14 protein-coding genes are annotated in these 11,883 nt (G+C 70.8%); 5 read left to right on the top strand and 9 right to left on the bottom strand.

Going from position 1 to position 11,883, the window contains the following annotated elements:
* Nucleotides 1-43: 43 nt before the first annotated feature.
* A complete protein-coding gene (locus I4Q55_RS26535) occupies nt 44-910 on the bottom strand; it encodes a hypothetical protein (RefSeq protein WP_242546748.1) in 867 nt (288 codons plus the stop codon).
* A 169-nt stretch (nt 911-1,079) separates the two neighbouring features.
* On the opposite strand from I4Q55_RS26535, the gene I4Q55_RS26530 reads away from it, so the two are divergent.
* Nucleotides 1,080-2,558 (top strand): GAF domain-containing protein, encoded by a 1,479-nt coding sequence (locus I4Q55_RS26530; RefSeq protein ID WP_206791345.1) that lies wholly within the window; start codon nt 1,080-1,082, stop codon nt 2,556-2,558.
* On the opposite strand, the gene I4Q55_RS26525 is transcribed toward I4Q55_RS26530, so the two are convergent.
* On the bottom strand, nt 2,533-3,708 hold the full coding sequence (locus I4Q55_RS26525) for a N(5)-(carboxyethyl)ornithine synthase (RefSeq protein ID WP_206791344.1): 1,176 nt from the start codon (nt 3,706-3,708) through the stop codon (nt 2,533-2,535). The two genes, I4Q55_RS26530 and I4Q55_RS26525, sit on opposite strands and share 26 nt — an antisense overlap.
* A 620-nt stretch (nt 3,709-4,328) precedes the next feature.
* Here I4Q55_RS26525 and I4Q55_RS26520 point away from each other — a divergent pair.
* From I4Q55_RS26520 to I4Q55_RS26510, 3 genes are all read left to right on the top strand, one after another.
* On the top strand, nt 4,329-4,475 hold the full coding sequence (locus I4Q55_RS26520; protein WP_206791343.1) for a DUF6307 family protein: 147 nt from the start codon (nt 4,329-4,331) through the stop codon (nt 4,473-4,475).
* A gap of 299 nt (nt 4,476-4,774) precedes the next feature.
* Nucleotides 4,775-5,575: an ATP-binding protein gene (locus I4Q55_RS26515; protein WP_242546746.1), complete on the top strand. Its 801-nt coding sequence runs from the start codon at nt 4,775-4,777 to the stop codon at nt 5,573-5,575.
* A 9-nt stretch (nt 5,576-5,584) separates the two neighbouring features.
* Nucleotides 5,585-6,355, top strand: a complete 771-nt coding sequence (locus I4Q55_RS26510) for an ATP-binding protein (RefSeq protein ID WP_307793312.1) — start codon at nt 5,585-5,587, stop codon at nt 6,353-6,355.
* A gap of 79 nt (nt 6,356-6,434) precedes the next feature.
* Here I4Q55_RS26510 and I4Q55_RS26505 read toward each other — a convergent pair whose 3' ends face one another.
* The 7 genes from I4Q55_RS26505 to I4Q55_RS26475 form a co-directional block, all read right to left on the bottom strand.
* On the bottom strand, nt 6,435-6,992 hold the full coding sequence (locus I4Q55_RS26505; RefSeq protein ID WP_091315912.1) for a sigma-70 family RNA polymerase sigma factor: 558 nt from the start codon (nt 6,990-6,992) through the stop codon (nt 6,435-6,437).
* A gap of 18 nt (nt 6,993-7,010) precedes the next feature.
* A complete protein-coding gene (locus I4Q55_RS26500) occupies nt 7,011-7,427 on the bottom strand; it encodes a hypothetical protein (protein ID WP_242546745.1) in 417 nt (138 codons plus the stop codon).
* A 472-nt stretch (nt 7,428-7,899) separates the two neighbouring features.
* A complete protein-coding gene (locus tag I4Q55_RS26495; protein WP_307793311.1) occupies nt 7,900-8,355 on the bottom strand; it encodes an ATP-binding protein in 456 nt (151 codons plus the stop codon).
* 99 nt (nt 8,356-8,454) lie between these two features.
* Nucleotides 8,455-8,688 (bottom strand): hypothetical protein, encoded by a 234-nt coding sequence (locus I4Q55_RS26490; RefSeq protein ID WP_206791379.1) that lies wholly within the window; start codon nt 8,686-8,688, stop codon nt 8,455-8,457.
* The gene (locus tag I4Q55_RS26485) at nt 8,685-9,236 is read right to left on the bottom strand and encodes a hypothetical protein (RefSeq protein ID WP_307793310.1); all 552 of its coding nucleotides are present in this window, start codon (nt 9,234-9,236) and stop codon (nt 8,685-8,687) included. The genes I4Q55_RS26490 and I4Q55_RS26485 overlap by 4 nt, the downstream gene beginning before the upstream one ends.
* Before the next feature lie 229 nt (nt 9,237-9,465).
* The gene (locus I4Q55_RS26480) at nt 9,466-10,359 is read right to left on the bottom strand and encodes an NAD(P)-dependent oxidoreductase (protein ID WP_374194491.1); all 894 of its coding nucleotides are present in this window, start codon (nt 10,357-10,359) and stop codon (nt 9,466-9,468) included.
* On the bottom strand, nt 10,356-11,222 hold the full coding sequence (locus tag I4Q55_RS26475; RefSeq protein ID WP_242546744.1) for an NAD(P)-dependent oxidoreductase: 867 nt from the start codon (nt 11,220-11,222) through the stop codon (nt 10,356-10,358). The genes I4Q55_RS26480 and I4Q55_RS26475 overlap by 4 nt, the downstream gene beginning before the upstream one ends.
* 124 nt (nt 11,223-11,346) lie before the next feature.
* On the opposite strand from I4Q55_RS26475, the gene I4Q55_RS26470 reads away from it, so the two are divergent.
* Entirely contained in the window at nt 11,347-11,724 is a 378-nt protein-coding gene (locus I4Q55_RS26470; RefSeq protein ID WP_206791338.1) for a helix-turn-helix domain-containing protein, read from the top strand.
* Nucleotides 11,725-11,883 lie beyond the last annotated feature (159 nt).

The raw sequence follows: 11,883 nt of genomic DNA, 5'->3' as shown, positions 1-11,883 counted from the left end.
TCCTGGTCACCGGGATCCACGGCGCGCAACGGCGTCCGGGCGGTTAGCGGCCGAACGGGTGCGCGTCGCTGATCACGACGTCTTCGAGCTGTGTCTGTGTGGGGGACGCAACGGCGGTGCCGTGGCCGAGCCGCAGCATGACTTGCGGCCAGAGCCCGCCGCCGAGCAGCTGCCGCAGTTCACGCCGGGCCGCCGGTACGGCCATCACCTGCGAGGAGAGCGCCGCCGAAAGCCCTGCGGCGGCGGCCGTGAGCAGAACCCGCTGCAGGGCTTGACCGGCCTGGAGCCGGCCGAGAGCGGTGTCGTGCAGCGAGCCGATCACCACGACCAGCCGACCGGGCTCGATGTCGAGGTCGCTCCCACCACCGGGGCCGGGCGTGGCCGGCGGGAGTTCCGTGCGGTGCATGATGTCGCGCAGCTGGGGCACCTGGTCGTCGGTGATGGTGGCCAGCCAGGCGCGTTCCACCTCGGCCGCCCGCCGGAGCTGGCGCTGCACGGCGTCGGGGATGACGGCGGCGGTGAACGGGCGGCGGTTGCTCTGCCGGTCGGCGATGGCCGCCACGAGCTCCCGGTCCACCGGGGCGATCGTCTCGTAGCCGTTCGGCCGCACGACGGCGAGCAGGTCGGGCCGGTCCGCGGTGGGGAACAGGCGCGTATCGGCGTGGCTGCTCTGCGCCTTGATCGCCAGCCGGAGGTTCAGCAGAGCGGCCCCGCAGTCCAGCATGCGTTCCCGCTGGTCGCTGTCGGTACCGGTGGAGAGCGAATCCGCGTACAGCTCGACGGCGTCCGGCGTGCACTGGAACCGCCACGGCCGCCCGCGGCGCAGCGGCGGCGGAGCCGTGGCCGCGAGAAGCACGGATCGCATCTGGCTCTCGCTGAGGTGCCCGACGGGCATGACACCGGTCTTCATGGACGGCTCCGAACTCCTGGAATCATGGCTGTCCCTCACCGTCCGCCGGGCTCCGGCGCGGGCCAAGGGCCGAACGGCACCCGTGGCCGGGCGAAGGTCGCCGGTTGCGAACGTGGTTCGGTTCCCCCGGAACCCGCCACGGGCCGCACCGCCGTGCCACTGTGGTGGCATGCCCGCGGAAACGACGTCGGGCCGGGACCGGATGGACGCGCTGCCCGCGGCCGTCCTCGCCTTCTCCGCCGGTCTGGAGCTCGAGACCACGCTGCACCGGATCGTCACCGCCGCCACCGGCCTGATCGGCGCCCGCTGCGGCGCGCTGACCCTGCTCGACGAGAACGGCCGGACCACCGGGTTCGCCGCCACGGGCGTCGACGACGCGACCGGCGCCGACGACGTCACCCCGGTGCCGGCCGTTCTCGACGTCCCGCTCCTGGTCCGGGGCGCGGTCCTCGGCCGGCTGTGCCTCGGCGGCGAGCGGCCGTTCACCGCCGACGACGAACGGGCGATCGACGCGCTGGCGGCGGCGGCCGGGATCGCCGTGGACAACGCACGGCTCTACGAGGAGAGCCGGAGCAGGCAGCGGTGGCTGGAAGCCACCGGGGAGATCTCCGCCGAACTCCTCGGCGGCACCGACGTCCACGAGGTGTTGCGCCTGGTGGCGACCCGGGCGGCCGAGCTGACCGGCGCCGACGACGCCCTCATCGCGCTGCCCGTGTCGCCGGGTGGGGCGCTGGCCGTCACGGTGTGCGCCGGCCCCGACGCCGAGGCGCTGACCGGCCGCCGGATCCCGCTCGACGGATCGACCTCCGGCGCGGTGCTGCGCGACCACGTCCCGCGCAGCGTGCCGAACCTGGCCTACGGCCTGGGCATGGACCTCGGGCCGGCGCTGGTGGTGCGGTTGCGCTCCGGCGAGTCCACCGCGGGCGTGCTCGTGGCGGTCCGCGCTCCCGGCGCGGCGCTGTTCGACGAGCACGAACTGCAGCTCGTATCCGCCTTCGCCGACCAGGCCGCGCTGGCGCTGCGGGACGCCGAAAGCCAGGCCGCCCGCCGCGAGCTGGACGTGGCGGTGGACCGGGACCGGATCGCCCGCGACCTGCACGACCACGTCATCCAGCGGCTGTTCGCGGTCGGCATGGGCATCGAGGGCACCCGCCGCCGGACGGACTCACCCGCGGTCACCGCCCGGCTCACCCAGCACATCGACCAGCTCCAGGACGTCATCGAAGAGATCCGCAGCGCGATCTTCGCCCTGCACAGCCGGCCGGGAGCCGGTCGTGGCCTGCGGGCGCGCCTGCAGAACGCGATCACCGACGGATGCGCCGACTCCGCCATCCACACGACGGTCCGGCTGTCGGGAGCGTTCGACCGGGTGCCCGCCGGGCTGGCCGAACACGCCGAGGCGGTGGTGCGCGAAGCGGTCAGCAACGTCCTGCGGCACGCGCGTGCGGCGGAGCTGGCGGTCACCGTATCCCTGGACGAAGACCTGGTCGTCGAGGTTTCCGACACCGGGATCGGGATGCCGGAAGCCGTGGCCCGCAGCGGGCTGCGCAACCTCGAGCAGCGTGCCGCGGAAGCGGGCGGGTCGTTGCGGCTCGAACGCCCCGCCGACGGTGGCACCTGTCTCAGGTGGACGGTTCCGGTGCCTTGAGCCGCAGCGTGTGCGGGTATTCCGTGGCGCGCTTCTGGAAAGAGAGGATCGCGGGGTTGCGGATCGTACCGTCCCGGATCTCGACGGCCCGTCCCACCGTTTCGGTCTCCTCCCAAGTGGACTGTCCGGAAAGGACTGTCCGCAGGTGCGGCAGCAGCGCTTCGCTGATCTCCCAGGTCGCCGAGTTCCACAGGTAGGAGGGACTGTGGTCGACGGCGTAGTAGGTGACGCCGTGGCCGACCGGAAAGGCCGGCCGGGCGAACGTGGTGGGCCGCGCCCAGCTGAAGCCCATGCCTTCGTCACAGGAGACGTCGACGATCAGGCTGCCCGGGGCGAACGCGGCGAGGTCGTCCTCGATGAGGAAGGTCAGCGGCGCGTCGGTGTCCTGGAGCACGCAGTTGACGACGATGTCGTGCTCGGCGAGGAAGCCGGCCAGCGGCACCCGGCCGCGGTCGGTGTGCGCGTGGCTGCGCCGGGGGTCGCCGGGGTGGTTCTTGTCGTGGTCGAAGTGGACCATCGTCGCGGAGTGGATCGGCGAGGCGACCGCGCTGAGACCGCGGGCCGTGAGGACTTCGACGTCGTGGATGCCGTGGGCGTTCAGCGCGGTCACCGCGCCGCGGGCGGTCGCGCCGAAGCCGATCACCACCGCCCGCAGCCGGCGGCCGTAGTCCCCGGTCGAACCGATCAGCTGCAGCGCGTGCAGGACCGAGCAGTAGCCGGCCAGTTCGTTGTTCTTGTGGAAGACGTGCAGCCCGAACGAGCCGTCGCGCCGCCAGTGGTTCATGGCTTCGAACGCGATCACGGTCAGCCGCCGGTCGATGGCCAGCTGGGTCAGCTCGGCGTCCTGCACGCAGTGCGGCCAGCCCCACAGCACCTGGCCGGGCCGCAGTTCAGCGACGTCGTCCGTCAGCGGTTTGGCCAGCAGGACCACGTCGGACTCGGCGATGAGCTGCTCGCGCGTGCGCAGCCCCGCGACCGCGCGCGCGAGCTGCTCGTCGGGCACGCCGAAAGGTTCGCCGTAGCCGTGTTCGAGGTAGATGCGGTCCCGGAGATCGGCGTCGATCCGGTCGAGGTGGTGCGGGTGGATCGGCAACCGCCGTTCGTTCTCTTTCCGAGAGTGCGCGACGACGCCGAGACTGAGCTGGTCCACGAGGGCCCCTTTGCTAGAACCCAGTCTTAACACACCCGGCGCAGCCGTCGTGTACGCTGGGTGTTGACCGAGAGCATTTCGCGCGCAAGTGGTCGAACCTGCGCCGTCCTCGGCCCCAATCCGGCGCTGCCAGCGGCCGGGGACGGGAGCACCGACGTGCCGTCGGACCCGAAAGCCACCCTCGCCGAACTACGGCCGCGCTGAAGCCCGGGCACGTCGCTCGGTGACCTGTTCCGCGGCCCGGCCCGCCGCTTGCACTTCCGACGCCGCCCTCCGGCGGCGTACCCGAAAGGATTTCCTGATCAGTACTCCCACCATGGACAGCTCGTTGTTCAGCCATCCCATCGCGGAACAACCCCGCCCCGGAACGCTCACCACACCCCAGGACAGCCGCTACGGGAGCTTGTTCCGCCAGCCCGTGTACACCCCGGCCCCCGCTTCCGGAGACGAGGCCGAACGCTTCCCGCATCGCCGGTCTGCTGCGCCCGGCAAGCGGGCGTACGACCCGTCCGGCCGCACCCGGCGGTGACATCGGTCCTTCGGGACAAAGTGCTCTCCCCGATCCGATGGAGCCGGACATCCCCACCACCGGATGTCATCAAGAGAAAAGAAGGTCAGACATGGACTCCGTGACCCGTTACGAGCAGCGAGTGAACCTCGTCGAGAACACGGTGAAGGAGAATTCGCCGCTGTCCGCCGAAGAAGCCCGCACACTGGCGATCCGGTTGCTGCGGACGCTCGAAGAGATCCCCGAGAAGATCCGGTGAACGCACCCGTTCGTGGTGGCGACTGATGACCACCGCGAATCCAGGGGTACCGGCGCCCCAGCGTCTGTTGCCAGACCGATGAGGCGCGTCGCGATGCCACCCGAAGAGACCGGCGCCATGGCGCTCACGCCCGAACAGCGGTATCGCAGTGCCCGGCTGGTCGCCTCAGCCGCAAGCGACGCCGAAGATTGCGCTTCGCTGCTCGCCGCGCTCGGCCTGGAAGCCGCCGACGGCGTGTCGGCGAGACCATCGGTCCCGGCCGATGACCGCGGCCGGTGTCGCGGGAGTGAGGCAAGTACATGACCGGTGAAACCGGGTTGCACCTGGTGCCGCACTACCGGGCGGAGTCGACCGTGGCGACCTTGACCGGCGCCTTGACCGAGGCCGGCTATCGGGAGCTGCGCGACGGTGTGCTCAAGCTGGCCACGGACGCGCCGGAGAGCGTCATCGCCGACATCCACGGTCTCGACGTCGACGACGACAACCTCATGAGTGTGTTCACCGTCATCGCGCTGCGAATCGGCGACTGGCCCGGGCTTCCGTTCGCGGTGGTCACCGACCGCGCGGATCACGTGGCCCAGCTGGCGACGCGCGGAGCGAATCTGCCGGTCCACGCCGACGTCCTCGCGGCCGAACAGGCACGCGAGCGCCCGTCCCGCCTGCGGGCGGCGCAGCTGCTGGCCGCGTCGCCGCACGCCTCCGCGACCGCCCGGGCGTTCGTCGGCCGGACCTGCGCGCAGTGGAACGTGCGCGAGCACGTCGACGATGCCCTTATGGTCGCGACCGAGCTGGTGGAGAACGCGATCCTGCACACGACATCGCACCCCCGGCTGCGGCTCGAACTGCGCCCGGACACTTTCACGATCTCGGTCGCCGACGACGACCCGCGACAGGCCGTCCTGCGCGAGCGCCCCAAAGAGAACGGTCTCGGACTCCGGCTGGTCGCCCAGACCGCACACCGCTGGGGATGCAGCCCGTCTTGGGGCAGCGGCAAGGTCGTCTGGGCCGTCCTGCTGCCGAACCGGCGGGGACACCCGATCGCCGAAGTGCCCGATCCCCGAGCGTCCGGGCCGGTACGGCGGCGCCACCGTGACAGGTGATCGGAAGCGGTGGGGGCGCGCCGCCGAACCGGTGCCGTGATCGCCGGCGGCATCACCCTGGCGCCTGCTGCCCGGCTCGCCAGCACCCTGGTCACCGTCACCGGGGAGCTCGACCTCTCCGGTTACCGGTTTCTGCGTGACGGCCTGCTGAAGGTGGCCGCCGACGGTCCGCCCGGGCTGATCGCCGACGTCGACGGGCTGGTCATCGACGCACTGTCCCCCGCCACCGTCTTCCCCCTGGTCGCCCGCCGGATCGGGCACTGGCCCGGCATCCCGTTCACCCTGGTCACCCGTCAGCGGGTGCATCTGCACGCCTTCCACGGCCACGGCACCGACCGCCTTGTTGCGGTCTGTGACGACGTCGAGACCGCCGAAAACAGCCAGGAGATTCCCGCGCGCCGATGGGCCCAGCGGAAGTTCCCCCGCACCGAGGACGCGCCGGAGCTCGCTCGCACGTTCCTCCGGGAGCGCACCGCGGATTGGGGCGTGCCCGAGCTGGCCTACGACGGGCTCCTGGTCGTGGGCGAGCTCGTCGACAACACGCTCCAGCACACCAGGTCCGCACCTGACGTCCGCCTCGATCTGCGCCGGGGCCTGTTCACCATCGCCGTCGCCGACGAGCACTCCGGTCCGGCACGCCTTCTGGAGCGATCCGGCCTGCGCGACCCGGGCATCGGCCTGCGGATCGTCACCCAAACCGCGACGTCGTGGGGAAGCAGCCGGCGCTGGTCGGGTGGAAAGGTGGTGTGGGCGACGCTCGCCTCCGCAAGCGGCAGCTGACCCTCGCGCCGGGCGCCGAATCGCGTGCCCGTGACGGGCCTGCACGTCCTGCTCGATACCCGGCGAACGCGTCACCGGATCAGTGTGCGGCAAGGTGCCGGCGCAACGTGGTGAGGGCGCGGTGCTGGCTCACGCGGACCGCGCCCGAACTGGCGACGCCGAGCGCGGCAGCTGTTTCCCGGGCGGACAGGCCGAGCATGACCCGCAGCACCACGACATCGCGCTGTTCCGGCCCCAACAGGGCCAGCAGGAAGCCGACCCGCTGACACAGCTCGAGCCGTTCGACTTGGCGCAACGGCCCCGGCCGGTCGGAAGTCAGCGGGGCGAACTGCGAAACCGGGCGGCTCGCATCGCTTTCCCGGCGGCGGTGAGCGTCGACGACCTTGTGCGACGCGACGCCGTAGACGAAGCTCATGAACTGGGCAGCACCGTAGCGATAACCCGGCAGCGCACCGAGCACGCCGAGCAGCACCTCCTGCGCGCAGTCGTCCGCGTCGCTGTCGCGGTAGCACCGGTTTCCCAGGCGCGCCTGGCAGTACCGCAGCACGCCCGGGCGCAACCAGCCCAGCAGCGCCTCGGTCGCGGCGCGATCCCCTGACATCGCCGAAGCGAGAAGCGCGCCGTCGACCATCGCCATGATGAGCCTTTCGGTCGGTCAGGTCCGGGTGGTCAGGTACGGAGCGGGATCACCGCCGGCCCGGGCGCCATCGGCCAGCCAGCGGAGGAACCCGCTGCGGTCCCGTCGTTCGATTTCGTCGAGGAAGTCCTGCCGGCGCTCGACGACGAGCCGACGCGCCTGCAGATCGGCGGCGAGGAGCAGGAGGAAGTAGCTGCGCCGCCACGCCAGGCACAGCTCCTCGGTCGCCATGCCGGCCACCGGGACGGGCGGTGGTACCGAAGACCCGGGCGGCTCGGCCGCGGCGGGTGCCGGGCCCACCGGTGGCTCGGGCCCGGCCGTCCCGGCGTCGCCGCGCGCCAGCAACGGGACAAGGAAAGCCACGAGCAGCCCGGCGCTGCCGCCGAGCAGCAGCCAGCCGACCCGCGGCAGGGCCGGCGCACCGATCGTGGTCAAGACGCAAGCGGGACCGAGCAGACCGGCCAGCACCACGCGCCCCACCATCGTGTCCTCACGTCCGGTTCGGTTGCCGGCTGACGCGGCCGGCAACGGGAAACAGGATCGCCGGGGTCTGGGGCGTTACGGGCAGTCTAGTCCTCGGAAGAGGAAACGGGGTTGGTCTCTTCGGTTGCCGCCGGGCCCGGATTGCCGACGTCTTCCGCTCGCCCCCAGACCCAGCGTGAGCCCACCCGGTGGTCTGCTCACCGAGCTGACCGGTCGTGGCCGATGACGAGGACACAGTCACCAGTTGTCGCTGCGTGGGGCGGCTGGACGGGGCAGATGGCCGCCGGTCGGCCTCGTTGTCGGAAAGGGACGCCCGGGGCGCGTACATCGGTCCGCAGAACAAGCTCCACTGTGGACGTCTGCAATGGACCAAAGGACCGCAAGCCTGCGCAAGGATCGTCGGCCTCGAGGGAAGTGCACGCCGCTAGGGTGGCCCGCCGGTGCTGCCGGAGGATGCCGCCGGACAGGCGATGCCGGACTTCGCGCAGCCGAGCACGCCCCACACGACCTTGCCGTCGTCGTGGTGACTGACTCCCCAGGCCGAGCAGATCCGGTCGACCAGCAGCAGCCCGCGGCCGCCTTCGCTGTCCGGATCACGCAACCGTGCGATGCCGCCCCCCTCATCCGCTACGGCCACCGTGGTTTCGCACGGGTCCGCGTCCAGCCGCAGCCGTAACCGGACCCGGCCGCCGACGTGCAGGAAAGCGTTGTCCAGCAGTTCGGCGACCACCAGCATGGTGTCGATCCGGTGCTCTTCACCGAGGTCGGCGAGCTGATCCTCGGCCCAGCGCCGGGCAGGCGCCAAGTCGTCCAGGCCGATGCTGTCGAAGTCCAGCACAAGCCAGCCGTCCTGGTCGTCTCCGGCCCAGGTCACTGGCACGGCAGATCCCTCCCGACGATCAACGGCGACAGATCCGGCCGCGTCCGATCGTCTCCGGCGGAGGGTACCCGGGGCGACGCTCCTTACACGGGCCTGCCGTCACCTCCCGCCGGCGGGTCCTGAAGCGACCATCGACCAGCTCGATGATCTCGACCTCGACTTCGGCGAGCACCGGCTGCCGGCCGGGGCGAGCAGCAGTGCGAGGTTGAGGACGTTGCCGAAGCCGAAGAGGAAGGTGAGTCCAACGACGACGCCCATGATCACGGTGACGGCCTGCACGACGGAGGCCCCGTCCGAAGCAGATCGCGTCGACACAGCTGCACGCCTGGTCATCGAGCAACACCTGCTTCGACGCGCGGGTGGCCGTGGGTGTCGCGCGTGGGGATGCCGCGTTCGCGCAGTTTGTTCAGCACGGTGGTGTGGTTTACGCCGAGGTGTTCGCCGACGCGGGCCAGGGACCAGCCGAGGTTGTAGAGGTGGATTGCCTCGTCGACCTGGTCGGGCGATAGGCCGCGGCGACGCATCGGCACGCCGTGCCGGTGGAGGATGGTGCTGACCGTTCGCCGTTCGATGCCGAACCGGTCACCGAGCTCGTACACCGTCGCGCCGGACCGGTAGCCGGCGATCAGCTGCTCGACTTGCCCGGGACCGAGTTGCCGGACGCGGCGAGGTCGGTCGCGCTTGATCGAGGTCGGCTCGGGTGCATCGAGGCTGGGAAGCTTCTCGCGGAGCTCTTCCAGGGCTCTGACCTGGGCTTTTATGTTCGAGTAAGGTCCCCTAACCTCCACAGTGACGAAACACCGCCCACCGGATCCGAAGATCCAGGTAGGGCGGTTTTTCGTTAGAGCAAATCTTGAGTTTTGGCATTCCAGGCCGGACACCTACTCCCGCGCCCGACTCCACGGTTCCGGCCGCGCGGACCGGCCCGCGATCCACTCATGCACCCTGGCCAGCTGATCCATCACGACATCGACCGCCACAACGGAGATCTTCCACAACACCACCAACTGCCGTTGCCGTACCAGGCGCCAGAGCGTTCGCCCCCGAGCCGCAACTACCTTATGAGCCGGCGGCGCTGCCCGGCCACGGCAAAAAGGCGGTCCGGGCGCGTCAGTCCGCTTTCATGACTTCGAACACGCTGCCGTGCCCTCCGGCGATCGCGGCGTCGTAGAGTTCCTTGACCGCGGCGGGCAGACCTGGGTGGACGCCTGCCGCGGCGGTGGCGATCGCGACGTGGTCGGCGGTCGCGCCCATCATGATCACGCTGCGCGGGTCACCGAAGGTGCCGTTGTCCAGCTGAGCCGCGAAATCGGTCGCCGAACCGAGGATGGCCGGGATGGTGCCGATGTGCTCGACCAGATCCGGGACCACCGCCTCGGCCGGGACCCCGAAGGCGCGGGCCAGTGCCGCGGCGTGCAGGAGGCTCGCGGTGGTGGCGAGGAAGACGTCCAGGTTGGCCAGGTAGAGCAGTTGTGCCAGGCGCGGATCTTCGCCCAGGTAGCGGGGTGCGCCGATCAACCGCAGAACGTGTTCCCACCGGGTGAAGGCGGTTCGGTCGCCGCTGTAGTAGGCGTAGGCCGCTCCGGTGCCGAGCATCGGTGGCGGCACCATGATGCCGCCCGCGACGAACCGGGCGCCGTGCCGGGTGGCCCACTCGGCGGCCTCGGCGGTGCGGTCCGGGGTGTCGGAACTGATGTTGACCAGCGTCCGGCCGGCGAGCGCCGAGGTGGCGTCGCCGAGGATGTCGTACATGGCCTGGTACTCGGTCAGGCTGAGCAGGACCAGTTCCGCCGCGGCGAGTGCCGAGGCCGGGTCTGGCGCCCGGGTCGCCCCGGCCTCGACCAGGGCGTCCGCGCGGGCCGCGGTCCGGTTCCAGACCGTGACCGGGTGCCCGGCGTCGTGCAGGATCCTGCTGATCGCCTGCCCCATCGGACCGAGGCCGATCACGGTGACCGGGTCGCCGGGTTCGGTCGTGGACATGTGCTTCCTGCTCTCTTCGATCACGGGTGGCGGATGCTTTCGTAGATGCGGGCGAAGCTGTGCCCGCCGTAGCCGGCGTCGCGCTGCTGGTCGATCAGCTTCTGCACCATCGCGATGGGCTGCCCACCGACCCCGGCTTCGGCGGCGGCGTCCAGCAGCTTGGTGAGGTCGGAGAAGTCGAGGCTCTGCTGGCCGGCAACGGTGTAGTCACCGCCGTCGACGACCTCGCCCAAAGCGGTGAAGGTCTCGGTCATCGCGGCCAGCCAGGCCTTCGCCCGGATGGCGAACGCGCTCGCCGGGACACCGGCGGTGCGCACCATCGCGGCACCCTGCAGGTAGCCCGCGAACATCACGTACATGCCCGCCAGCAACGCCAGGTCGTACAGCGAGGCGAGGCCGGCGTCGGCACCGAAGTAGGTGCTGGTGCCCCAGACGTCGAGGATCTCCCGGTGGCGCCGGAAAACCTGCTCGTCGCCGCTGTAGAGGATTTCGGCCGCCGGAGTGGCGATCATGCCCGGTACGGCCATGATCCCGCCGTCCAGGTAACCGATGCCGGCCTCGGCGGCCCAGCCGTGCAGGTCCCTGGCCTGTTCCGGCGAGGTGGTGGTCAGGTTGACCACCACCCGGCCCCGGAGCCGGTCGACCAGCGGGTCGAGGGTCTCGTGCACGGAGGCGTGGTCGAACAGGCAGACGACGACCACGTCGGCGGCGGCGACCGCCGCGTCGGCCGACTCGGCCTCGGTGGCGCCCGCGGCGGTCACCCCGTCGGCCTTGCCGGGGGTGCGGTTCCAGACCGTGGCCGGGATGCCGGCCTTCAGCAGGGCGGTGACCAGTGCCTGGCCCATCTCGCCGAGGCCCAGAACGCTGATCGGTGGTGCAGCGGACAATTGAATCCCCTTCTCGGTTTTGCTCGATCGCGGCTCGCACCATGCTTCCCACGTACTGTGGAACCGACAAGTACGTACTTCAGAGTTCAATACTCACTTTTCGGTAAGTGTGGAAAGGGTTGCCATGAGCGGAGCACCTCGGACCGGCCCCTACGTCTGCGGGCTCGACGCGGCGATGGACGTGGTGACCGGCAAGTGGAAGTCGCTGATCCTGTGGGAACTCGCGCAGGCGACCCGCAGGTTCGGCCAGCTGCGCCGAGGACTGCCCGGGGTCAGCGAGAAGATGCTGATCCAGCAGCTGCGGGAGATGGAAGAAGACGGACTCGTGCACCGTGAGGTCTACCGCGAGGTGCCACCACGCGTCGAGTACTCACTCACCGAGCAGGGGTGGTCGTTGCACGAGGCCCTCGCGCCCCTCGGCGCCTGGGGCGTCGCGCGGATCGCCCGGACCGGGGCAGCGCGCGTCGAAGTTCCGGGAGCGGAGGTCCATTCAGGACAGTGAGGTCCGGCACCGGTGCCGGCGCGGACTCCTCCGCCGCTGTCCGAGCGCATCCGTGATGACCGGCGCCTCGGCGGAAGTCGTACGGCCCGCACCCCGGATCACGCAATGGCAGGCCACCGGGAAACGACCACCAGTTGCGGTCTGGACCGTCGGCCAGAC

Origin of the sequence: Amycolatopsis sp. MtRt-6 (genome assembly GCF_017308975.1) — a bacterium.
In the GTDB taxonomy this organism is placed as follows: Bacteria; Actinomycetota; Actinomycetes; order Mycobacteriales; family Pseudonocardiaceae; genus Amycolatopsis.
The sequence above is the reverse complement of the archived record's forward strand: the minus strand, read 5'-3'. Positions and strand labels throughout refer to the sequence as shown.